This window comes from Bradyrhizobium sp. SPXBL-02 (assembly GCF_051853065.1).
Taxonomy (GTDB): Bacteria; Pseudomonadota; Alphaproteobacteria; order Rhizobiales; family Xanthobacteraceae; genus Bradyrhizobium.
Window position 1 is genome coordinate 5,754,302 of record NZ_CP182474.1, and the last position, 21,387, is coordinate 5,775,688.

The following is a 21,387-nucleotide window of genomic DNA, read 5'->3' on the forward strand; positions in this document are numbered from 1 at the left end:
CAGACCCCTCACCCGTCTCGCCGCTGCGCGGCGAGCCAACCTCTCCCACAAGGGGAGAGGGAAAGATCGACCGCCTCAGTCCACCATCTCGGCGACCGCCTTGCCGCACGCCGTCGTGTCGGCATTGCCGCCGAGATCCTTGGTGCGCAGCGTGCGTTCGGCGAGCGTCCGCTCGATCGCCTCGACGATCGACTTGCCGGCTTCCTTCTCGCCGAGATGCTCGAACATCATCGCGCCGGACCAGATCGCGCCGATCGGGTTGGCGATGCCCTGACCTGCGATGTCGGGTGCCGAGCCGTGCACCGGCTCGAACACCGAGGGAAAATCGCCTTCGGGATTGATGTTGCCGGACGGCGCGATGCCGATCGTGCCGGTGCAGGCCGGGCCGAGATCGGAGAGGATGTCACCGAACAAATTCGAGCCGACCACGACGTCGAACCAGTCCGGATGCAGCACGAAGTTCGCCGTCAAGATGTCGATGTGGTACTTGTCCCACTTCACGCCCGGAAACTTCTTGGCCATCGCCTCCACACGCTCGTCCCAATAGGGCATGGTGATGGAGATGCCGTTGGACTTGGTCGCCGAGGTCAGGTGCTTCTTGGGCCGCGACTGCGCGAGTTCGAAGGCGAATTTCAGGATGCGGTCGACGCCGGTGCGGGTCATCACCGTCTGCTGAGTCACGAACTCGCGGTCGGTGTCCGGGAACATGCGGCCGCCGACCGAGGAATATTCGCCCTCGGTGTTCTCGCGCACCACCCAGAAATCGATGTCGCCGGGCTTGCGCCCCGCCAGCGGCGACGGCACGCCGGGCATCAGCCGCACCGGGCGGAGGTTGACGTACTGGTCGAACTCGCGGCGGAACTTGATCAGCGAGCCCCACAGCGAGACGTGGTCCGGGATCTTGGCCGGCCAACCGACCGCGCCGAAATAGATCGCATCGTGCTTGCCGATCTTCTCCTTCCAGTCATCCGGCATCATCTGGCCGTGCTTTTCGTAATAGTCCCAGGACGAGAAGTCGAAATGGTCGAAATGCAGCGAGACGTTGTGCTTCTTCGCCGCCGCCTCCAAAACGCGCAGGCCCTCCGGCATCACCTCCTTGCCGATGCCGTCGCCGGGAATGACCGCGATCCGGTATTGTTTCTTGCTCATCGAGAACGTCCTTGGTTGGTCCGGCAGTCGCCGCCTTCTGACTGCACTGCAATGGACCAAACGCGGCGGCAGTGCAACGCTGCACTGCAATGTTGACCATGGCGCGGGCGAGCGCCTACTGATTTGATCCTGTTCCCACGAACGAGTACACCCATGGATCTGCATCTGCGCGGCAAGCGCGTCCTGATCACCGGCGCGTCCAAGGGCATTGGCGCAGCCGCTGCCGAGGCCTTCGCCGAGGAAGGCGCGCATCTCCTCCTCGCGGCGCGCAGCGGCGATCAGCTCAAGGCGCTGGCCGACCGCTTGCGCGCCGCGCACCAGATCGACACCGCAACGAGCATCGTCGATCTGCGCAAGGAGGACGACGTGGCCCGGCTGGCGAAAGAAGCCGCCGACATCGACGTGCTCGTCAACAATGCCGGCGACATCCCCGGCGGCTCGATCGACAAGATCGACGAGGCGGCCTGGCGGCACGCCTGGGAATTGAAGGTGTTCGGCTATATCAACCTGACGCGCCACATCTACGCGCAGATGAAAGCCAGGGGCGGCGGCGTCATCGTCAACGACATCGGCGCGGCCGGCGAAAAGTTCGATGCCAACTACATCTGCGGCAGCGCCGGCAATGCGGCGCTGATGGCGTTCACGCGGGCGCTCGGCGGCAAGAGCCTCGCCGACAACATCCGCGTCGTCGGCATCAATCCCGGCCCCGTCGGCACCGACCGACACGTCACCCTGCTGAAGACGCGGGCCAGGCACCAGTTCGGCGACGAGAGCCGCTACAAGGAATTCCAGAAGAGCCTGCCGCTCGGCAGGCCCGCGCACGCGCGCGAGATCGGCGACCTCATGGCGTTCCTCGCCTCGGATCGCGCCGGCTATACCTCGGGCGTGATCTACACGGTCGACGGCGGCATCAGCGCGGGGTGGGGTTAACTCTATCCTCGTCATTGCGAGCGCAGCGAAGCAATCCAGGAATGCCTCTGTAGCAACCAGTCTGGATTGCTTCGTCGCTTCGCTCCTCGCAATGACGAGCTTCGAATAAGCACAGGAGTAAGCTAATTGTCCCAAGATCTGATCCGCGAAACCGCCTGCACCGTCGTCGACAAGCTGCGCTCCGGCGACGTCTCGCCGCTCGAGCTCTTGGACGTGCTGGAGAAGCGCATCAAGCAGGTCGACGGCAAGGTCAACGCGCTACCGACGCTGTGCTTCGACCGCGCGCGGGAGAGCGCGAAGACACTGATGCAGAAGCCGGCCGGTGCGCGCGGACTGCTCGCCGGGCTGCCGGTGCCGATCAAGGATTTAACCGATGTTGCGGGCGTGTTGAACACGCAGGGCTCGCCGATCTTCAAGGACAACATCCCCGCGAAGTCCGACCTCATGGTCGAAAACCTCGAGGCCAACGGCGCGGTCGTCTACGCCAAGTCGAACACGCCGGAATTCGGCGCCGGCGCCAACACGTTCAACGAGGTGTTCGGCGCGACGCTCAATCCCTGGGATACGACGAAATCGGCCGCAGGCTCCTCCGGCGGCGCGGCGGTGGCACTGGCGACCGGCATGGCCTGGCTCGCCCAGGGTTCCGACATGGGCGGGTCCTTGCGCAGCCCGGCGGCCTTCTGCGGCGTCGTCGGCATGCGGCCGAGCATCGGCCGCGTCGCACATACTCCGAAGTCCGGCATCGATCGCAATCTCGGCGTGGTCGGCCCGATGGCGCGCAACGTCGAGGACCTCGCGCTGCTGTTGGATGCCATGAGCGGCGACTATGCCGACGATCCGCTGTCGCTGCCGGCTCCGGCAACCTCGTTCCTGTCGGCGGCCCAGGCGGGCAAGAGGCCGAAGCGCATCGCCTATTCGCCCGATCTCGGCATTACCCCGGTCGACCCCGAAGTGAAGGCGATCACGCGCAGGGCCGCCGAACGTTTCGCGGAGGCGGGCGCCATCGTCGAGGAGGCGCATCCGGACTGGCGCGAGGCGCATGAATGCTTCCACGTGCTGCGCGCCTTCGATTTTGCAATCACCAAGGCCAATCTGCTGCGCACCAAGCGCGACCTGCTCAAGCCCGAAGTGATCTGGAACATCGAGGAAGGCCTCAAGCTCACGGTCGAGCAGCTCGCGCGTGCCGAGGCGCAGCGCGTCGGTATGACGGCGCGGGCGGTCGAGTTCTTCAAGAGCTACGATCTGTTGCTGACGCCGACCACGATCGTTCCGCCCTTCCCGATCGAGCATCGCTATGTCGCCGAATGTGCCGGCAAGAGGTTCGAGAACTACATTGAATGGCTCGGCATCGTCTATGCCATCACGCTGGCCTGCTGCCCGTCCCTCTCGCTGCCCTGCGGCTTCACGGCGTCGGGCCTGCCAGTCGGCGTCCAGGTGGTCGGCGCGCCGCGTGCCGATGCGCAGGTGATTGCCGGGGCGAAGGTGCTGGAGGATATTCTGGGCCTGCGCGCGACGACGCCGATCGATCCGAAGGTGAAGAACTAGCCGCGCTCTCGTGCCCCGGACGCAGCGCAGCGCTTCTTCAGCGTTGCGCTGCAGAGCGGGCCCATCTCTCCGCGACCTCCCCTGCAGCCCTGGGTCCCGGCTCTGCGGCGCAGCGCTGAAGCGCTGCACCTTGTCCGGGACACGAGGCCTCACCTCCCTCCCGTCGCCTCCAGGCCCCGGCTGTAGCGCGACATCGCAAAGCAAAAGACAAAGTAGATCGCGGCAACGAAGATATAGACTTCGACGGAAAACTGCTGCCAGGCGGGATCGATGATCGCGGTCTTGGCCGTCGTCAGCAGGTCGAAAATGCCGATGATCAGCACCAGGCTGGTGTCCTTGAAGAAGGCGATGAAGGTGTTGACCAGCGGCGGGATGACGTGGCGGATCGCCTGCGGCAGGATGATCAGCCGGTGCTTGCGCCAGTAGGACACGCCGAGCGCATCGGCGGCTTCATATTGCCCGCGCGGCACCGCCTGAAGCCCGCCGCGGATCACTTCGGCGAGGTAGGCGCCGGCGAACAGGATGATCGCGATCTGTGCGCGCAGCAGCTTGTCGATGTTGAATCCGGCCGGCATGAACAGCGGAAACATCACGCTGGCCATGAACAGCAGGCTCACCAGCGGCACGCCACGGATCAGCTCGACATAGAGCACGCTGAGCGAACGTATCGCCGGCAGTTTCGAGCGCCGTCCGAGCGCGACCAGGATGCCGAGCGGAAAGCCGAAGGCGAGGCCGAACGTCGCCAGGATCAGCGTCACCGGCAAGCCGCCCCAGCGATCCTGCGAGACGAAGGACAGGCCGAACACGCCGCCCCACATCAGCAGGCTGATCAGCGCCAGTGCACCGATCCAGAGATAGACCAGCTCGCGCCGCCACAGCGCGCGGCGGGTCGAGAGGGTGTACAGCGCAATGAACAGCACGACCGATAGCGCCGGCCGCCACTGCTCGTCGAACGGATAGGTGCCGAACAGGATGAAGCGGTACTTTTCGGGGATGATGGCCCAGCAGGCGCCGAGGCCGCGCGCGGCGCGACAGGCGCTGGAATCGTTTGTGGGCGTCAGCCAGACCGCGTTGGCGATACCCCATTGCACGAAGCTGAAAATACCCTTGGCGAGCAGCGCCAGCAGCAGGACGGTGAGGATCCCATTCGGGATCGAGGAGAACAGGTTCTTGCGCAGCCAGTGCAGCACCGGATTGCCAGGCTGCGGACGGCGGGCAGCTCGGGGCGCCTCCGGCATGTCGGTGATGGCCGTCATGATCAGCGCTCCACCAGCGCGATACGCGAATTGTACCAGTTCATGAAGAAGCTGATGGACAGGCTGATGGTCAGGAACACCGCCATGATCAGCGCGATTGCTTCGATCGCCTGCCCGGTCTGGTTCAGCGTGGTGTTGGCGATCGAGACGACGTCCTGGTAGCCGATCGCGACCGCGAGCGAGGAGTTCTTGGTCAGGTTGAGATACTGGCTCGTCATCGGCGGCACGATGACGCGCAGCGCCTGCGGCAAGATGATCTGCCGCAGCATGAAGCTGCGGCGCAGGCCGAGCGCGTTGGCGGCATCCCACTGGCCGCGCGGCACGGACTGGATGCCGCTGCGCACGATCTCTGCGATGAAGGCCGAGGTGTAGGTCACCAGTGCGATCAGCAGCGCGAAATATTCCGGCGCGAGCGTCAGCCCGCCGACGAAATTGAAGCCGCGCAGCTGCGGCCACTCGATCGTCCAGGACACGCCGAGCACCAGCGAGACCGCGGCCGGCACCGCGACGATGAGGCCGAGCGCAGACGGCCAGACGGGCCGCGGCTTGCCGTCGCGCATCTGCTGCGCGACCAGCCACCGACGGAAGAGGAAGAACACCGCGCAGCCCAGCAGCGCGGTGCCGAGCACCGTGAGCTGCGGCGGCCCGAACGGCATCGCCGGCAGGATCAGGCCGCGATTGGACAGGAACACGCCCTCGACGGGCCGCCAGGCGGCGCGTGCAGCCGGCAGCGCCTGCATCATCACGTACCAGAACAGCAGCTGCAGCAGCAGCGGGATGTCGCGGAGCGTTTCGACATAGACCGCCGCAAGCCGCGACAACAGCCAGTTGGCCGACAGCCGCGAGATCCCGATCAGCGTGCCCAGGATCGTCGCGAGCACGATGCCGATCACGGCGACGCGCAAGGTGTTGGCGACGCCGACGACGAAGGCCCAGAGATAACTATCCCTCGGATTGTAGGCGAGCAGGCTGTCGGCAATCGGCATGCCGGCCTCGCGACCGAGAAAGGCGAAGCCGGTGGTGATGCGCCGGGCCGAGAGATTGGTGACGGTGTTGGACCAGAGGAAGGCGATCACCCCGACCGCGATGCCGACCACCAAGGCCTGCCAGAACAGCCCCTTCAATTCGTTGCGCCCGAGCACGAAGCGACGACGCGGCGGTGCTCTGGGATGATCGGCGGTCACAGCACAAAAATCCTTCTTCAAATGCAGCGATTTCCGGCGACGCACGTCAAGTGTTGCACCGAACTGAAATTCATGCAACAAATGTTTCATGGCCGAGCCCGCGAAATCCTCGCCCCTGAGCGAACTGCGCATCGCATTGCCATCGCTCCCCCTGCGCTTGCAGGAGGTCGGCCGTTTCGTCGCCGCCAATGATTACGACGCCACCACACGTTCGATGCGCGATCTCGCGGCGGAAGCCGGCGCCGATCCCGCCGCGTTCACGCGACTTGCGAAGGCGATTGGCTATTCCGGATGGGACGAGCTGCGCGCGGCGCTGACCGAGGCGCGCCGGCCATCGCAGACCGCGCCCTTCTCCGGCCGCACAAGAGGCCGCCGTCACGGGCCGAACGCCGATGTTACGCTCGTCATCGACAAGCTCGAGGCCGAGGCCGCGGGCCTTCCACGCATCCCGGCCCAGCCGATCGCGGAAGCGGCGCGCGCGCTGCACGAGGCCAAGCGGATCTGGATCGCGGGCTACCGCAGCTGCCGCAGCGTCGCGGAGCTCCTGAATTACGAGCTGCGCCTGTTCCGGCCCGAACAGGTGCAGCTCGTCGGCACGTCCGGGCCTGATGATCTCGATCTCGGCGCGTTCCGGCCCGACGAAGCCGTCATCGTCATCGGCTTCCTGCCCTACACCCATGCCAGCGTCCGCGTCGCGCAGGCCGCTCATCGCAGCGGCGCAACGCTGGTCGCGATCGCGGACAGCCTCGCGGCACCGATGGCCGAGGGCGCCGATCACGTGCTGCTGTTCGAGGCAGCGTCCTCGCCCGGCTTTTTCCCCAGCCTCACCGGCGCGATCGCGATCGCGCAGTCGCTCGCGGCGGTCACGTTCTCGCTCGGCGGCGCCGCCGCGAAGAAGCGTCTGGAAAATACCGAGGTGCGGCTCAGTGCTGCCTCCACCTACGTCTCGGAGAAAGGTTGATCCATGAGCACCCGCACCAGCCGCGTGCTGCATCGCTCGCTGCGCGAAACGCCGCCCAAGGCGATCGGCGGCGAAGGCGTCTATCTCTTCGCCGAGGATGGGCGTCGCATCATCGATGCCTCCGGCGGCGCGGCGGTCTCCTGCCTCGGCCACCAGCACCCGCGCGTGATCGCGGCGATGGCCAGGCAGGCCTCGACCCTGGCCTATGCCCACACCGCCTTCTTCTCTTCCGAGCCGGCCGAAGCGCTGGCCGAGCGGCTGGTCGGGCATGAGCCCGGCGGTCTCGCCTACGCCTATTTCGTCAGCGGCGGATCGGAGGCGATCGAAGCCAGCATCAAGCTGGCACGGCAATATTTCATCGAGCGCGGCCAGCCGCAGCGGCAGCATTTCATCGCGCGGCGGCAGAGCTATCACGGCAACACGCTCGGCGCGCTCGCCGCCGGCGGCAATGCCTGGCGTCGCGCGCCCTATGCGCCGCTGCTGTCGAGCGCTTTCAGCCACGTCACGCCGGCGTTCGCCTATCACGAGAAGCGCGAGGGCGAGTCGGATGCGCAGTTCGTCGCGCGCCTCGCCGCCGAGCTCGACGCCGAGTTCCAGCGGCTCGGCTCCGACACCGTGGCGGCCTTCCTCGCCGAGCCCGTCGTCGGCGCCACCGCCGGCGCCGTGACCGCCCCGGACGGCTACTTCAAAGCGGTGCGCGAGATCTGCGACCGGCACGGTGCGCTGCTCATTCTCGACGAGGTCATGTGCGGCATGGGCCGCACCGGCACGACGCATGCCTGGGAGCAGGAAGGTGTCGCACCCGACATCCAGGCGATCGCAAAGGGGCTTGGCGGCGGCTACCAGCCGATCGGGGCCATGCTCGCAAGCGGCAAGATCATCGACACCATCCGTTCGGGCACGGGCGCCTTCCAGCACGGCCACACTTATCTGGCACACCCCCTCGCCTGCGCCGCCGCGCTCGCGGTGCAGGACGTGATCCGCGAGGACGGCCTGCTCGACCGCGTGAAGGAGCGCGGCAAGCAGCTCGAGCAGCGCCTGACGGAGCGTTTCGGCAATCACCGCCATGTCGGCGACATCAGGGGCCGCGGCCTGTTCTGGGCAATCGAGCTCGTCGCCGATCGCGCTAGCCGCGCCGCGTTCGATCCGGCGCTCAAGCTGCACCAGAAGATCAAGGCCGAAGCCTTCGCGAACGGGCTCGGCTGCTATCCGGGCGGCGGCACCCTCGATGGTGTGCGCGGCGACCACGTGCTGCTGGCGCCGCCCTATATCGCCTCGGCGGACGAAATCGACCTGATCGTCGACAAGCTCGGCACGGCCGTCGACAACGTGTTGCGTAGTGTCAATCACTGAGGGGAGAGTAGTATGAGGAAAGTGGTTATCGCAGCGGGCCTGCTCGCGGCATCGACGGTGATGGCGCCGGCGGCGACGCTCGATACGGTGAAGAGCCGCGGCACCCTGGTGTGCGGCGTCAGCGCCGGCTTTGCCGGCTTCTCGGCACCGGACTCGCAGGGCAATTACAAGGGTCTCGACGTCGATTATTGCCGCGCGCTGGCGGCCAGCGTGCTCGGCGACCCCACCAAGGTGCGCTACGTCTCGTTGACGGCACAGAACCGCTTCACCGCCTTGCAATCGGGCGAGATCGACGTGCTCTACCGCAACTCGACGCAGACCTATTTGCGCGGCGTAACGCTCGGCCTGCGGCAGGGCCCGATCAACTTCTACGACGGCCAGGGTTTTGTCGTGAAGAAGGACCTCGGCGTGAAGGAGCTGAAGGACCTCAAGGGTGCCACCGTCTGCGTCGCGCAGGGCACCACGCACGAGGTCACGCTCGGCGATTACGGCCGCGCCAACGGCATCGACTGGAAGCCGCTGGTGTTCGACCGCATCGACACCATGTACCAGACCTTCTTCGGCGGCCGCTGTGATGCCATGACCCAGGACGCTTCCGCCCTCGCCGGCGCGGTGACCACCGCGGCGCCGAACGCGGCCGACTACATCGTGCTGCCGCAGACCATCAGCAAGGAGCCGCTCGGCCCCTTCACCCGCAACGGCGACGAGGTCTGGAGCGACATCATCACCTGGCTGCATTACGGCCTGATCGAGGCCGAGGAGCTCGGCGTCACGCAGGCCAATGTCGATGAGATGACGAAGTCGCAGACGCCCGCGATCCAGCGGCTGCTGGGCGCCAGCGGCGATCTCGGCTCGCGACTCGGGCTCGACAACAAATGGCTGGTCACGGCGATCAAGGCCGGCGGCAATTACGGCGAGATTTTCGAGCGCAATGTCGGCAAGGCGAGCCCGCTCAAGCTCGATCGCGGCCTCAACGGCCTCTGGAGCAAGGGCGGCTTGATGTACGCCATTCCGTTCAAGTAAAGGTGCTCCGTGTCCCGGACGCGCTGCAGCGTGCAACGCTGCTGCGCAGAGCCGCGACCCAGCAACGACAATGGGCCCCGGCTCTGCAGCGCAATACTGCGCATTGCGCTGCGTCCGGGGCACGAGACCTCCGAGGTAGTCAACTTCAATGACGACGCCCCCTCGCATCGCCCTGATCCACGCCCTCAAGCATTCCATCGCCCCGATCGAGGCGGCGTTTGCGCAGGCGTGGCCCGAGGCGCGGCTGATGAACCTGCTCGACGACAGCCTGTCTGCAGACCTGGCCCGCGACGGCACACTCACTGATGAAATGACCGAACGCTTCCTGGCGCTCGGCGACTACGCGGCGGCGACGGGAGCGGATGGCATCCTGTTCACCTGCTCCGCCTTCGGCCCCTGCATCGAGGCCGTCGCGCGCGCGCATGCGCCGATGCCGGTGCTCAAGCCGAACGAGGCCATGATCGAGAGGGCGGTGACCATGGGCCAGCGCATCGGCCTGCTCTCGACCTTTCCGCCGACGCTGGCATCGATGCCGCCCGAGTTTCCCGCTTCGGTCGAGGTCGTGCCGAAACTTGCCGAAGGCGCACTGGCCGCGCTCGACCGCGGCGACCGCGCCACGCATGACCGGCTGATCGCAGACGCCTCAAGGAGCTTGCGCGATTGCGACGTCATCGCTCTGGCGCAATTCAGCATCGCCGCGACCGCGCCGCTGGTCGCGGAGGCCACGGGCCGCCCCGTCGTGACCACGCCGGACAGCGCGGTCGAGAAGCTGATGAGGCTGTTGAAGGTGAAGGCTTAAGCGCCGGCCTTGGTCCGACGCCGCGCATCCTTGATCGCGACCGCAAGCGCAGCCTTGGTCTCGTTGACGAAATCCTCGACCAGCTCCTCGCGCGTGGCGTGCGCCGCCTCGCCGGTGAACAGGCCCTGCTCGGCCAGCATGACCACCCCGTGCAGCGCCGCCCAGATCTTGAGCGCCTGCCGCTCGCGCAAATAACCCACGGCGGGCGCTTCCAAAGCTTCGATGACGAGCGCAAAGGTCTCCCGCGTCGCTGCGTGCAACTCGCTGCCCTTGGCCGCGCAGGACACCGTGCGCGAGGCGAACATCAAGCGGTAGATGCCATTCCGGCGCAGACCGAAATCGAGCGTCGCCTGTGCGAGCCGCGAGAGCTTCGATTGCTTCGATTGCTTTGCCATCGCTTCGCGCAACAGCGCTGAGAGCTGCCGGAATGCTTCCGCGGTGACGGCGGCGAGCAGCGCCTCGCGGTCGGCAAAATGCCGGTACGGCGCCGGCTGCGAGACGCCGAGCTTCTTGGCAAGCGCCTTGATGCTGATCGCCTCGGCGCCGCCCTGCTCCGCCTCGTGCAGCGCGGCCTCGATCAGCGCATCGCGGAGATCGCCATGGTGGTAGGTCTTCTCGGGCTTGCGGGCTGGTCGTGAACGCATGTCGGGGCGAAGCCTATAAGTTTGCGCTTGACAGGGGAAGCCCGCCGCGAATGTAATAGCATATAACTTAAACAAAACCGGGATGAGGAAACGCGCCGCCCTTCGGGCCCTCGCGCGCACACGACCAAGGAAGCCGAAAATGGCAGAGCGACTGAAGGTTCACGTCGATCCGGACAAATGCCAGGGCCATGCCCGCTGCAAGGCGCTCGCGCCGGAGCTTTTCGAGCTCGACGAATACGGCAACGCGCACGAAGCCGGCGACGGCACCGTCCCGCCGGGGCTCGAGGACAAGGCCTGGCTTGCGAAGTCCAACTGTCCGGAAATCGCAATCGATGTGATCGAGGAATAACGCGGCCGCGGCCGCCCCGCGTGCTTTCAGCGAACACGAGCCAAGGGATTCCCTGCCATGTCCGATGTCGACCAGCCCGCCGCCCATCCGCCCGTGACCGACTGGGTCCATGATTTCGACCACACCGATCCGCAATGGACGGAGGACCCCTTCCCGATCTGGGACGAGCTGCGAGCCGCAAGCCCCGTGGTGCACACGAAACGCTTCCTCGGCTGCTACCTTCCGACGACCTATGAGGCCGTGCGCGAGATCGCCAACGACTCCGAGCACTTCTCCTCACGCCGCATCATCGTCCGTGACGTGCGGCCGGAAATCACCAGCCGGAACGCGGCCCCGCCGATCACCTCCGATCCGCCCGAGCACAAGCCGGCCAAGCAATTGTTGCTGCCGCCCTTCACGCCGGACGCGATGAAGAAGCTCGAGCCGCGGGTCCGCGCCATCTGCAACGAGCTGATCGACGACTTCATCGCCGAGCGGCGAGTGGACGCTGCGGCGCGCTACACCAAGCACATTCCGGTTCGGGCGATCGCGCACATGCTCGGCATTCCCGAGAGCGACAGCGACCTTTTCATCAATTGGATCCACATGATCCTCGAGCTCGGCATCAGGGACGAGAGCAAGCTGCTCCAGGCCGTGCAGGAGATGACGGCCTATTTCGGCGGCCACATCGAAGCGCGCAAGAACAAGCCCACCGACGACCTGATCTCCTACCTGATGAACGCCAAGGACAAGAACGGCAATCCGCTCGAGGACAGCCATGTGATGGGCTCGCTGCGCCTGCTGCTGATCGCCGGCATCGACACCACCTGGAGCGCGATCGGCTCCTCGCTCTGGCATCTTGCGAAGACGCCGGCCGACCGCGAGCGGCTGATCGTCGAGCCCGGGCTGATCCCGACCGCCGTGGAGGAGCTGCTGCGCGCCTATTCACCGGTGACGATGGCGCGCGAGGTGGTCAAGGAGACCACGGTGTCCGGCTGTCCGGTCAAGCCGGGCAACATGGTGCTGCTGTCCTTCCCGGCCGCCAACCGCGACCCCAAGATGTTTCCGGACGCTGACAAAGTCGTGATCGACCGGCGTGAGAATCGCCACGCCGCCTTCGGTCTCGGCATCCACCGCTGTGTCGGTTCCAACCTCGCGCGCATGGAAATGCAGGTGGCGCTGGAGGAATGGCTGAAGCGGATTCCGGACTTCCGGCTCGATCCGGCAGGCACCGTGACCTGGTCACAGGGAACGGTGCGAGGCCCACGCCAGTTGCCATTTTTGCTCGGAAAGGCGATGTAAGCCTTCCCGAAGCGAAGGAAGCGGACAGGCCTGTCATGGCATGCGCGACACCAAGCACGCCTCCGCCATGCATCGCCACGAGCAGGCCATGACCGACCAGACGCCATCCGACAGCAAGCTGACGCGCACCAAGGAGAAATGGGCGCGCGAGGGCCGCTTTCTCACCGGCAAGATCACACGGCCGGAGGATCAACGGCTTCCACCCGGGCAGCACCTCACCAAGGACTGGCCGGTGCTCGATCTCGGGGTCACCCCGCCGGTCTCGCGCGAGCGCTGGCGGCTCGACGTCTATGGCGCGGTCGAGGTGCCCGTGTTCTGGACATTTGCCGAGTTCGCCGCGCAGAAGCAGTCCCGGTTCACCTCGGACATCCATTGCGTCACGACCTGGTCGCGCTATGACAACGAGTGGGAAGGGCTCGCCACGCGTGAGCTGCTGGCGGCCTGCCAGCCGCGCGAGGATGCCCGCTTCGTCGTGCTGCATTCCTACGACGGTTACACCACCAACCTCGCGCTGGAGGATTTTGCCGCCGAGGACGCGCTGCTCGCCCACAGCTGGTCCGGCCAGCCGCTGACGGAGGAGCATGGTGGCCCGGTGCGGCTGGTGGTGCCGCACCTCTATTTCTGGAAGAGCTCGAAATGGCTCCAGGCCATCGAATTCCTGACCGAGGACGCGCCGGGCTTCTGGGAAGTCCGCGGCTACCATAACCGCGGCGATCCCTGGGCCGAGCAGCGCTATTCGGGCGATTAAATTCGAGCAAGAACGGGGGAAGCCCATGCCGACGGAACGCTTTCAATTCACCGGCGAAGGCGGCCATCAGCTCGCGGCCGCGCTGGAGCTGCCCGACGGCGAGCCCGCGGCTTTCGCGCTGTTCGCGCACTGCTTCACCTGCGGCAAGGACACGCTGGCAGCAAAGCGGATTTCCGTGGCACTGGCGGCCAGGGGCATCGCTGTGCTGCGCTTCGACTTTACCGGGCTCGGCTCGAGCGAAGGCGATTTCGCCAATTCGACGTTCTCCTCCAACGTTGCCGACCTCGTGCGCGCAGCCGATCATCTGCGTGACATCCGCAAGGCACCCTCGATCCTGATCGGCCATAGCCTCGGTGGCGCCGCGATCCTCGCCGCCGCGGGACAGATTCCGGAGGCGAGAGCGGTGGCCACCATCGCGGCGCCCTCGGATCCCGCCCACGTCACCGGCCTGTTCAGGGAGCATCTCGACGACATCCGCGCGCAGGGCGAGGTCGAAGTCTCGCTCGCGGGACGGCCGTTCCGGATCAAGCGCGAATTCCTCGACGACATCGCCGAGCAAGCGCTGATGAAGGACGCCACCGGCCTGCACAAGGCGCTGCTGGTGATGCATTCGCCCGTCGACGACACCGTCGGCATCGACAACGCGACGAAGATCTTCGTTGCGGCAAGACACCCCAAGAGCTTCGTCTCGCTCGACTATGCCGATCATCTTCTGACCAAGCCTGCCGACGCGCTCTATGCGGCCGACGTGATTGTGGCCTGGGCGAGCCGTTATGTCGATGCAGCGAAGCCCGCGAAGGCGATGGATCTACCGGAGGAGCCGCGGAAGGTCGTGGTGCAGGAGACCCGCAAGAGCAAATTCAACCAGGCCATCACGGTCGGCCCACATCATCTGGTGGCGGACGAGCCGCTCGCGGCCGGCGGCGCCGATGCCGGACCCGGCCCGTACGATTTCCTGCTCGCCGGCTTGGGTGCCTGCACCTCCATGACCATGCGCCTTTATGCCGACCGCAAGTCGCTGCCGCTCGACCGCGTCACGGTCACGCTGAAGCATTCCAAGATCTACGCCAAGGATTGTGCGGAATGCGAGACCCGCGAGGGCATGCTCGACCAGATCGAGCGCGACATCGCGATCGACGGCGCCCTCGATGCCGAGCAGCGCAAGAAGCTGATGGAGATCGCCGACAAGTGCCCGGTGCACCGCACCCTGACATCGGAGATCCGCATCGTGACCAAGGCGGTGGAGTAGCTCAAGCGGCCCGCGAGTCGGCTTCGGCGGCCTGGAGCGGTTGAACCCGCAGCGCACCGCGCAGCCCTGCCGCGGTGCCGAGCAGGATGCCAGCAACCGCGACGAACGAGCCAAGCGCGAGCGTAGACACGCCCGTGAGCCCCTGCCCGATCGAGCAGCCGAATGCCATCACGCCGCCGACCCCCATCAGCGCAGCGCCGGCCCCTGAGCGCAGCATGTGGCGTGGCGACGAATAGCCCTCGAGCTTGAATCGGCGAGTTGCGACTGCCGTCACCAGACTGCCAGTGAAGACGCCGACGACCGTCGCGATGCCGAAGTTGAGCGTCAGCCCGGTCGAGAGCATGGCGTATTGCAGGGCATCGGCGATTGGCGCGACGAACGTAAGGGAGGTCACGGGGACCGGATTGAAGTCGTCGGCACCGAGATGGCCGGTGACCAACCAGCCACCGGCGACGAGAAGGCCCACGATGATGCCCGCCACGATCTGACCGGGCGAGCGGCGGAACGCCGGATGCGCGAAAGCAAACAGGATCAGCGCGACGACGATCGTCGCGGCTGCCAGTGCGCGCGCAGCCGCCTCGGTGAGTCCGAGCGTCGCGAGCAAGGACGGCAGCGAATTCGCGTTGACCGTAGTTTGCGAAGCCTGGACCAGCGCGAGACGCCCCGGCGCGATCAAGCCCTTCAGCGTCATCTGCGCGGCGATCGCCAGCACGATTACGACCACGAAAGAGCGGAGATTGCCGCGGCCGAGCAGCACCAGCGCCCGCGAGCCGCAGCCGTTCGACAGCACCATGCCGTAACCGAACAGCAGGCCGCCGAGGAACAGCACCGCCGGCGAAAACGACGGCTGCAGATAGATCGACTTGCCGAGATCGACCGTGCCGCTGCCGGCAAGGAGCTGGCTGGCGGCGATCGCAACCGCAATCGCCAGCGCATAGCTCCGCACCAGTCGCCCATCACCCTCCGCCAGCCACCCGCGCATGCTGCTCATCAGGCAGAAGCCGCTGAGCAGGCCGACCGCGCCGTAGACGAGGCCGATGACGAGACCAGCGAGGATGACGAGTTGCGTGGATTCCATCGGTTGTTCTCAGACCTCTCGCCCTTCTCCGTCATTGCGAGCGCAGCGAAGCAATCCAGTCTGTCTTCGCGGATGCATTTTCTGGGTTGCTTCGCTGCGCTCGCAATGATGGTGGATTACGGCTTCAGTATCACCCTGTCGCGCGACGAACCGGCGACGGCGACGTACGCCTCCTTCGCGCGCTCCAGCGGATAGATCGCGTTCGCCTTGATCGGAAACGGCTTCAGATGGCCGCTCGCAAAACCCGGCCCAAGGTCGCGCAGCACCGCGCCCGTTGCGGCCGAGGATAGACCCAGCGTGTCGATGCCGACATAGGTGTGCTGGCCGCGGTAGAACTCGAGGATGTTGAACTGCACGATGCGATCGATCGCGGCGATCAGGATCTGGCGGCCGCGAAGTGCGAGCGACTTGTGCGCGGCCTGGAAATAGGGGTCGCCGACCGTGTTGAAGACGATGTCGGCGCCCTTGCCGCCGGTCAGTTCGCGCACGCGCGTGGCAACGTCGGCGACGGAGGCGTCGATCACCTCGATGGGCGCGTTGGCGTGGCCTTCATAGGCTTCCGCCTTGCGCACCACGCCGATGACGCGCGCGCCCTGCCAGGTCGCGATCTGCACCGCGGCCTGGCCGACCTTGCCGTTGACGCCGAACACCAGGACAGTCTCGCCGCTCTTCGGCACGCCGGCGCGGCGAAAGCCTTCCATCGCGGTGACGAAGGGCACGCCGATGCCGGCGGCCTCCTCCCAGGACACCGTCTTCGGCTTCTCCACGACCGCATCGGCTTCGACCACGAGATGGCTCGCATGGGTGCCGTCACGACGGATGCCGAGATCGCCGGAGGAGCCGAACACTTCGCGCCCGATTGTGCCGGTGGGCCCATCGATCACCACGCCGGCGTAATCGCGGCCGGGGGTCCGGGGGAACACGGCATAGGGCATCAGCCCGGTCGCAGCCTTGACGTCGGACGGATTGACGGCGGCCGCCTTCACTTCGATCAGCAGATCGTTCGGCCCGCGCGCGAGCATCCGGCGCTCAACGATCGGTGCAAGCGCAGCGGCATTTTCAGCTTTGGCGTTGAGGCGCACGCAGCGCGCTTCGACGGTTTTGGCATCGGCTGACATGAAAAGACCCGCGATTTCTCGCGGGCCTTGTCGCCTCTGGAGCCAGTCGAGTCAATCCGTCCCGTCAGTCCTTGGGCCGCTTGTCGTAGAGCCGCTTGGCCTTGCCGAGCGAGCGCTCCAGCGTCGCGGGCGCAACCACCTGCACCCTGGAGCTGACGCCGATCGTGTTCTTGATGTGGGTCGAAATCCGGTCCGCATGATCGACGAGCCCGCGGCCGTCCCAGCTCTCGGGCCGTGCCTCGGCGATGATGGTCAGCTCGTCCATGCGGCCCTCGCGGGTGAGTTCCAGGATGAAGTGGCCGCCGCACCAGTCGGTCGCGAGCAGCACCTCCTCGATCTGGGTCGGGAACAGGTTGACGCCCCGCAGGATGATCATGTCGTCGGAGCGGCCCGTCACCTTCTCCATGCGCCGCATGCCCGGCCGCGCCGTGCCCGGCAGCAGCCGCGTCAGGTCGCGGGTGCGATAGCGGATAACCGGAAAGGCTTCCTTGGTGAGCGAGGTGAAGACCAGCTCGCCCTTCTCGCCGTCCGGCAGCACAGCGCCGGTCTCGGGGTCGATCACTTCCGGGTAGAAATGATCCTCCCAGATGTGCAGGCCATCCTTGGTCTCGATGCACTCCTGCGCGACGCCGGGGCCGATCACCTCGGACAGGCCGTAGATGTCGGTCGCGTCCATGTCGAAGGCGTCCTCGATCTCGGCGCGCATCGCGTTGGTCCAGGGCTCGGCGCCGAAGATGCCGATCTTGAGCGAGCACTGGCGCGGATCGAGCTTCTGGCGCTTGAACTCGTCGAGGATCGCGAGCATGTAGCTCGGCGTTACCGTGATGATGTCGGGCCGGAAATCGTTGATGAGCTGCACCTGCCGCTCGGTCATGCCGCCAGAGATCGGGACCACGGTGCAGCCGAGCTTTTCGGCGCCGTAGTGCACGCCGAGACCGCCGGTGAACAGGCCATAGCCGTAGGCATTGTGGATGATCATGCCGGTGCGTCCGCCGGCGGCGCGGATCGAGCGCGCCATGACCTCGGACCAGGTGTCGATGTCGCGCTGCGTATAGCCCACCACGATCGGCTTGCCGGTCGTTCCGGATGAGGCATGCACCCGGACCAGCTTCTCGCGCGGCACGGCGAACATGTTGAAGGGATAATTGTCGCGCAGGTCCGTCTTCACCGTGAACGGAAATTTGGCGAGATCGGAGAGCTCGCGAAAGTCGGACGGATGCACGCCCGCTTTATCGAACGCCTTGCGGTAATGCGCGACGTTGTCGTAGGCGTGCTTTAGCGACCAGGCCAGCCGCTGCTTCTGCAGCGCCATGATCTCGTCGCGCGAGGCGCGCTCATGCGCATCCATCTCCGCATTATAGGCGCTGCCACCTTCCTTGAGCCTCGTCAGAGCCATCCTCGTTTCCCCACATTGTCTGTTCTTTTCTTCGTTGGTCTTATTGATCTTGCGGCGGCAGCCACGCGCCGGGAATGACGCGCGAATGTCCGCGGAATTCCGCGATGACGACCTCGCCCGCCGTGACACGCACGTCGTAGATGCCGGAACGGCCGCCGCGGGTGATTTCCCGTCCCTTGGCGATGAGACGATCGCCAAGCTTGCCGGGCTTGATGAAGGTGATCTGGCCCTGCGCCGCCACGACGCGCTCATTGTGCGAATTGCACGCGAACGCGAAGGCGGAATCGGCGAGCGTGAAGATGAAGCCGCCATGGGCAATGCGCTGGCCGTTGACCATGTCCGGCCGCACCATCATTGCGAGCGTCGCAAAGCCCGGGCCGATCTCGACGATCTCCATGCCGAGACCCTTGGAGGCATCGTCCTCGGCCCACATCGCATCGGCGCAGGCGCGGGCGATATCCTCAGGCGACAGGGCGGCTTTGACGTTCACGCGCTTCTCCCGGCTGTTTGCACGCAATGTTCTGCTTGTTGGACAACACTGTCAAACATGGTCGTAATCGACGACGACCCGCTCCGTAGAAGGCTTGGCCTGGCAGGTGAGAACAAAACCGGCCTTCAGCTCCCACGGTTCCAGCGAATAGTTGATGTCCATCGGCGCATCACCCTCGACCAGCTTGGCGCGGCAGGTCGAGCACATGCCGCCCTTGCAGGCGAAGGGCAGATCGACGCCGGCGCGCAGGGCGGCATCGAGGATCGCCTCGTCCTCGGCGACGGGCACGTCGCGGCGCTTGCCATCGATGATCAACGAGGCGATCGCCTTCGGCGGCGCGTCGGGCGCAACCGCCCTTCTCGGCCGCGGCTTGCCGCCGAATTCGGACACGAAGCGCTCGACATGGATGCGTTCGTCCGCGATGCCGAGATCGCGGCAGGTCGCCTCGATGTCCTCGCTCATGCCAAGGGGACCGCAGATGAAGACATGATCGACGCTTTCCGCCGGCACCAGCGAGCGGAGCAGCACCCTCACCTTCTCGCCGTCGAGCCGGCCATGCAGGATCGGGATGTCCTGCTCCTCGCCGGAGATGACGTGAAAGATCGAGAGACGATCGATGAACCGGTCCTTGAGTTCCTCGAGCGCTTCGAGGAACATGATGTTGTCGGTGGTGCGGTTGCCGTAGAACAGGAAGAAGCGGCTGTCCGGCTCGCGCGCCAGCACGCCTTTCACGATCGACAGGATCGGCGTGATGCCGGAGCCGGCAGCGAAACCGACGTGAATGCACGCCCCATCTGCCGGCGGGACCACGCCAAAGCGGCCGGTTGGCGTCATCACGTCGAGCTCGTCGCCGCATTTGAGATCGTCGGCTGCCCAGCTCGAAAACGCGCCGCCATCGACCTTCTTCACGGCGATACGGATCTCGCCGTCATCGGGACCGGAACAGATCGAATAGGAGCGGCGCACCTCTTCGCCGTCGAGCATGGTGCGCAGCGTCAGGTACTGGCCGGGCGTGAAGGCGTAATCGCCGGCGAGTTCGTTGGGGATTGCGAAGGTCATCGACACGGCGTCCGTGGCCTCGCGGCGGAGGTCGCTGACGGCGAGGCGATGGAAGCGCGGTGCGGCTGCGGACATCACGGGCACCCTCGTTCGGTCTCTAAGTCGTCATTGCGAGCGAAGCGAAGCAATCCAGAGTCTTTCCGCGGAAGCAGTCTGGATTGCTTCGTCGCAAGCGCTCCTCGCAATGACGGCGGGGCTGGCATCGTGCGCCTCAATGACATTTGAAATAGTCGAAGGGTTCGCGGCAGGCCTTACAGCGCCAGAGCGCCTTGCAGGAGGTCGAGCCGAACTCGGACAGCAGCTCGGTCTTGTCCGAGCCGCATTGCGGGCACGCCACCGTCTGCGCGCCGAACAGCGCGCGGCGCGAGCTCGAGGCTTGCGGCGGCGCGATGCCGTAGGCGCGCAGCTTCTCGCGCCCCTCCTCGCTCATCCAGTCCGTGGTCCAGGCCGGCGACAGCACGGTGCGGACCTTGGGCTGATGGAAGCCGGCGCTCTCCAGCGCGACCTCGATTTCGAGCGCGATCATGTTCATGGCCGGGCAGCCTGAATATGTCGGCGTGATCGCGACCTCGACATGATCGCCGTCGAGAACGACGTCGCGGAGAACGCCGAGATCGGCGATGGTCAACACCGGGATTTCGGGATCGACCACGCTAGCCGCAGCGTTCCAGGCACGCTGGCGCAGCTCGCCATCACGCTCCAGCACCGTCACCATGTCAGCCCCGGAAACGTTCGCTGCATCGATTGCAGCTCCGACAGCAGATGGCCGAGATGCTCGCTGTGGCGGCCGGAGCGGCCGCCCTGCTGCATCCAATCGTTCTGCGGCAGCGCGAGCGTTGCCTCGCGGGCGACATCGGTGAGCGTCGTCAACCAGCGCCCGCGCAAGCTCCCGGGATCGACAGCAATGCCGGCATCGATCAGGGCGCGCTCGCCGTCATCGACGGCAAACATCTCGCCGGTAAAAGCCCAGAGATTTTCGATCGCAGCCTGCGCGCGCCGGTGACTCTCCTCAGTGCCGTCGCCGAGCCGGATGATCCATTCCGAGGCATGGCGCAGATGGTAGGCGCTCTCCTTCTCCGATTTCGCAGCGATCGCCGCCAGCGTCGCATCGCGCGAGCTCATCATCGTGCGCCAATAGAGATCGGCGAAGGCGGAATAGAAGAACTGCCGCACCAGGGTCTGGGCAAAATCGCCGTTGGGCTGCTCGACCAGGAGCAGATTGCGGTACTGCCGTACGTCGCGCAAATAGGCCAGCTTGTCCTCGTCGTTATCCCTGCCTTCGGCCTTGGCGGCAAAGCTGTAGAGCTCCCGCGCCTGGCCGATGAGGTCGAGCGCGATGTTGGAGAGCGCCATGTCCTCTTCCAGCATCGGCGCATGCCCGCACCATTCCGACAGCCGATGACCAAGGATCAGCGCATCGTCGGCGCGGCGCAGCGCGTAGAGCACCAGCGGCGTTTCCGAGACCTGGATGTTGGCGACCGCCATCACATGTGCCCCACTTCTTCCGGCACTTCGTAGAACGTCGGGTGCCGGTAGATCTTGGATTCCGCCGGCTCGAACATCATGCCCTTCTCGGCGGGATCGCTCGCGGTGATCGCGCTGGACGGCACGACCCAGATCGACAGGCCCTCGCCGCGGCGGGTGTAGATATCGCGGGCGGCCTGCAGCGCCATCGTCGCGTCGTTCGCATGCAGCGATCCCACATGCTTGTGCGCGAGCCCGTTGCGGCCGCGAATGAAGACTTCCCACAGCGGCGTGTTCGGCGTGGCCATTTC

At 65.9% G+C, this 21,387-nt stretch carries 22 protein-coding genes; 10 read left to right on the forward strand and 12 right to left on the reverse strand.

Translation table 11 applies throughout. The features are described 5' to 3' along the window. Positions 1–75: 75 nt before the first annotated feature. A complete protein-coding gene (locus tag ACNJYD_RS26865) occupies positions 76–1,149 on the reverse strand; it encodes a tartrate dehydrogenase (RefSeq protein ID WP_172784053.1) in 1,074 nt (357 codons plus the stop codon). Positions 1,150–1,302: 153 nt separating this feature from the next. On the opposite strand from ACNJYD_RS26865, the gene ACNJYD_RS26870 reads away from it, so the two are divergent. Together ACNJYD_RS26870 and ACNJYD_RS26875 are read left to right on the forward strand one after the other, a co-directional pair. Beyond that, entirely contained in the window at positions 1,303–2,079 is a 777-nt protein-coding gene (locus ACNJYD_RS26870) for an SDR family oxidoreductase (protein ID WP_439363812.1), read from the forward strand. 126 nt (positions 2,080–2,205) lie between these two features. Next, entirely contained in the window at positions 2,206–3,624 is a 1,419-nt protein-coding gene (locus tag ACNJYD_RS26875) for an amidase (protein ID WP_439363813.1), read from the forward strand. Between the two features lie 149 nt (positions 3,625–3,773). On the opposite strand, the gene ACNJYD_RS26880 is transcribed toward ACNJYD_RS26875, so the two are convergent. Next, entirely contained in the window at positions 3,774–4,880 is a 1,107-nt protein-coding gene (locus ACNJYD_RS26880) for an amino acid ABC transporter permease (protein WP_439363814.1), read from the reverse strand. A gap of 2 nt (positions 4,881–4,882) precedes the next feature. Beyond that, a complete protein-coding gene (locus ACNJYD_RS26885) occupies positions 4,883–6,064 on the reverse strand; it encodes an amino acid ABC transporter permease (protein ID WP_212254921.1) in 1,182 nt (393 codons plus the stop codon). Positions 6,065–6,152: 88 nt separating this feature from the next. On the opposite strand from ACNJYD_RS26885, the gene ACNJYD_RS26890 reads away from it, so the two are divergent. The 4 genes from ACNJYD_RS26890 to ACNJYD_RS26905 all read left to right on the forward strand — a co-directional run bounded on the left by ACNJYD_RS26890 (position 6,153) and on the right by ACNJYD_RS26905 (position 10,200). Continuing rightward, positions 6,153–7,025 (forward strand): MurR/RpiR family transcriptional regulator, encoded by an 873-nt coding sequence (locus tag ACNJYD_RS26890; RefSeq protein ID WP_212254861.1) that lies wholly within the window; start codon positions 6,153–6,155, stop codon positions 7,023–7,025. A 3-nt stretch (positions 7,026–7,028) separates the two neighbouring features. Continuing rightward, a complete protein-coding gene (locus ACNJYD_RS26895) occupies positions 7,029–8,378 on the forward strand; it encodes an aspartate aminotransferase family protein (protein ID WP_212254860.1) in 1,350 nt (449 codons plus the stop codon). Between the two features lie 12 nt (positions 8,379–8,390). Next, complete coding sequence (locus ACNJYD_RS26900) at positions 8,391–9,401, forward strand: amino acid ABC transporter substrate-binding protein (protein ID WP_212254859.1); 1,011 nt, start codon at positions 8,391–8,393, stop codon at positions 9,399–9,401. Positions 9,402–9,549: 148 nt separating this feature from the next. Then, positions 9,550–10,200, forward strand: a complete 651-nt coding sequence (locus ACNJYD_RS26905) for an aspartate/glutamate racemase family protein (RefSeq protein WP_439363815.1) — start codon at positions 9,550–9,552, stop codon at positions 10,198–10,200. Here ACNJYD_RS26905 and ACNJYD_RS26910 read toward each other — a convergent pair. Next, positions 10,197–10,844, reverse strand: a complete 648-nt coding sequence (locus tag ACNJYD_RS26910; RefSeq protein ID WP_439363816.1) for a TetR/AcrR family transcriptional regulator — start codon at positions 10,842–10,844, stop codon at positions 10,197–10,199. The genes ACNJYD_RS26905 and ACNJYD_RS26910 overlap by 4 nt on opposite strands. Positions 10,845–10,983: 139 nt before the next feature. Between ACNJYD_RS26910 and ACNJYD_RS26915 the strand changes: the two genes are divergently transcribed. The 4 genes from ACNJYD_RS26915 to ACNJYD_RS26930 all read left to right on the forward strand — a co-directional run bounded on the left by ACNJYD_RS26915 (position 10,984) and on the right by ACNJYD_RS26930 (position 14,471). Beyond that, the gene (locus ACNJYD_RS26915) at positions 10,984–11,193 is read left to right on the forward strand and encodes a ferredoxin (RefSeq protein ID WP_018648108.1); all 210 of its coding nucleotides are present in this window, start codon (positions 10,984–10,986) and stop codon (positions 11,191–11,193) included. A gap of 57 nt (positions 11,194–11,250) precedes the next feature. Beyond that, positions 11,251–12,474 carry a cytochrome P450 gene (locus ACNJYD_RS26920; RefSeq protein WP_212254856.1) on the forward strand — a complete coding sequence of 408 codons (1,224 nt, stop codon included), beginning with the start codon at positions 11,251–11,253 and terminating at the stop codon, positions 12,472–12,474. An 88-nt stretch (positions 12,475–12,562) separates the two neighbouring features. After that, entirely contained in the window at positions 12,563–13,222 is a 660-nt protein-coding gene (locus ACNJYD_RS26925; protein ID WP_439367517.1) for a sulfite oxidase-like oxidoreductase, read from the forward strand. A gap of 25 nt (positions 13,223–13,247) precedes the next feature. Then, entirely contained in the window at positions 13,248–14,471 is a 1,224-nt protein-coding gene (locus tag ACNJYD_RS26930; RefSeq protein WP_439363817.1) for a bifunctional alpha/beta hydrolase/OsmC family protein, read from the forward strand. Between the two features lies 1 nt (position 14,472). On the opposite strand, the gene ACNJYD_RS26935 is transcribed toward ACNJYD_RS26930, so the two are convergent. The 8 genes from ACNJYD_RS26935 to paaB form a co-directional block, all read right to left on the reverse strand. Then, positions 14,473–15,549 carry a YeeE/YedE family protein gene (locus ACNJYD_RS26935; protein WP_439363818.1) on the reverse strand — a complete coding sequence of 359 codons (1,077 nt, stop codon included), beginning with the start codon at positions 15,547–15,549 and terminating at the stop codon, positions 14,473–14,475. Positions 15,550–15,665: 116 nt separating this feature from the next. Further along, positions 15,666–16,667: a quinone oxidoreductase family protein gene (locus ACNJYD_RS26940; protein WP_439363819.1), complete on the reverse strand. Its 1,002-nt coding sequence runs from the start codon at positions 16,665–16,667 to the stop codon at positions 15,666–15,668. Between the two features lie 64 nt (positions 16,668–16,731). After that, complete coding sequence (gene paaK, locus ACNJYD_RS26945; protein WP_439363820.1) at positions 16,732–18,063, reverse strand: phenylacetate--CoA ligase PaaK; 1,332 nt, start codon at positions 18,061–18,063, stop codon at positions 16,732–16,734. A 40-nt stretch (positions 18,064–18,103) separates the two neighbouring features. Continuing rightward, positions 18,104–18,553, reverse strand: a complete 450-nt coding sequence (paaI, locus tag ACNJYD_RS26950) for a hydroxyphenylacetyl-CoA thioesterase PaaI (RefSeq protein ID WP_172784039.1) — start codon at positions 18,551–18,553, stop codon at positions 18,104–18,106. A gap of 51 nt (positions 18,554–18,604) precedes the next feature. Beyond that, positions 18,605–19,687, reverse strand: coding sequence for a 1,2-phenylacetyl-CoA epoxidase subunit PaaE (paaE, locus tag ACNJYD_RS26955; protein ID WP_439363821.1), 1,083 nt, complete (start codon positions 19,685–19,687; stop codon positions 18,605–18,607). A 136-nt stretch (positions 19,688–19,823) separates the two neighbouring features. Beyond that, entirely contained in the window at positions 19,824–20,327 is a 504-nt protein-coding gene (paaD, locus tag ACNJYD_RS26960) for a 1,2-phenylacetyl-CoA epoxidase subunit PaaD (RefSeq protein ID WP_260382803.1), read from the reverse strand. Next, positions 20,321–21,097, reverse strand: a complete 777-nt coding sequence (paaC, locus tag ACNJYD_RS26965) for a 1,2-phenylacetyl-CoA epoxidase subunit PaaC (RefSeq protein WP_439363822.1) — start codon at positions 21,095–21,097, stop codon at positions 20,321–20,323. The genes paaD and paaC overlap by 7 nt, the downstream gene beginning before the upstream one ends. Continuing rightward, on the reverse strand, positions 21,097–21,384 hold the full coding sequence (gene paaB / locus ACNJYD_RS26970; protein ID WP_439363823.1) for a 1,2-phenylacetyl-CoA epoxidase subunit PaaB: 288 nt from the start codon (positions 21,382–21,384) through the stop codon (positions 21,097–21,099). The genes paaC and paaB overlap by 1 nt, the downstream gene beginning before the upstream one ends. Positions 21,385–21,387 lie beyond the last annotated feature (3 nt).

Excerpts from the sequence above, each read along its gene's own strand:
- ACNJYD_RS26865 (WP_172784053.1), bottom strand. The coding sequence starts at position 1,149 with ATGAGCAAGAAACAATACCGGATCGCGGTCATTCCCGGCGACGGCATC.
- ACNJYD_RS26870 (WP_439363812.1), top strand. The coding sequence starts at position 1,303 with ATGGATCTGCATCTGCGCGGCAAGCGCGTCCTGATCACCGGCGCGTCC.
- ACNJYD_RS26880 (WP_439363814.1), bottom strand. The coding sequence starts at position 4,880 with ATGACGGCCATCACCGACATGCCGGAGGCGCCCCGAGCTGCCCGCCGT.
- ACNJYD_RS26890 (WP_212254861.1), top strand. The coding sequence starts at position 6,153 with ATGGCCGAGCCCGCGAAATCCTCGCCCCTGAGCGAACTGCGCATCGCA.
- ACNJYD_RS26895 (WP_212254860.1), top strand. The coding sequence starts at position 7,029 with ATGAGCACCCGCACCAGCCGCGTGCTGCATCGCTCGCTGCGCGAAACG.
- ACNJYD_RS26900 (WP_212254859.1), top strand. The coding sequence starts at position 8,391 with ATGAGGAAAGTGGTTATCGCAGCGGGCCTGCTCGCGGCATCGACGGTG.
- ACNJYD_RS26905 (WP_439363815.1), top strand. The coding sequence starts at position 9,550 with ATGACGACGCCCCCTCGCATCGCCCTGATCCACGCCCTCAAGCATTCC.
- ACNJYD_RS26910 (WP_439363816.1), bottom strand. The coding sequence starts at position 10,844 with ATGCGTTCACGACCAGCCCGCAAGCCCGAGAAGACCTACCACCATGGC.
- ACNJYD_RS26915 (WP_018648108.1), top strand. The coding sequence starts at position 10,984 with ATGGCAGAGCGACTGAAGGTTCACGTCGATCCGGACAAATGCCAGGGC.
- ACNJYD_RS26920 (WP_212254856.1), top strand. The coding sequence starts at position 11,251 with ATGTCCGATGTCGACCAGCCCGCCGCCCATCCGCCCGTGACCGACTGG.
- ACNJYD_RS26925 (WP_439367517.1), top strand. The coding sequence starts at position 12,563 with ATGACCGACCAGACGCCATCCGACAGCAAGCTGACGCGCACCAAGGAG.
- ACNJYD_RS26930 (WP_439363817.1), top strand. The coding sequence starts at position 13,248 with ATGCCGACGGAACGCTTTCAATTCACCGGCGAAGGCGGCCATCAGCTC.
- ACNJYD_RS26935 (WP_439363818.1), bottom strand. The coding sequence starts at position 15,549 with ATGGAATCCACGCAACTCGTCATCCTCGCTGGTCTCGTCATCGGCCTC.
- ACNJYD_RS26940 (WP_439363819.1), bottom strand. The coding sequence starts at position 16,667 with ATGTCAGCCGATGCCAAAACCGTCGAAGCGCGCTGCGTGCGCCTCAAC.
- paaK (WP_439363820.1), bottom strand. The coding sequence starts at position 18,063 with ATGGCTCTGACGAGGCTCAAGGAAGGTGGCAGCGCCTATAATGCGGAG.
- paaE (WP_439363821.1), bottom strand. The coding sequence starts at position 19,687 with ATGTCCGCAGCCGCACCGCGCTTCCATCGCCTCGCCGTCAGCGACCTC.
- paaD (WP_260382803.1), bottom strand. The coding sequence starts at position 20,327 with ATGGTGACGGTGCTGGAGCGTGATGGCGAGCTGCGCCAGCGTGCCTGG.
- paaC (WP_439363822.1), bottom strand. The coding sequence starts at position 21,097 with ATGGCGGTCGCCAACATCCAGGTCTCGGAAACGCCGCTGGTGCTCTAC.
- paaB (WP_439363823.1), bottom strand. The coding sequence starts at position 21,384 with ATGGCCACGCCGAACACGCCGCTGTGGGAAGTCTTCATTCGCGGCCGC.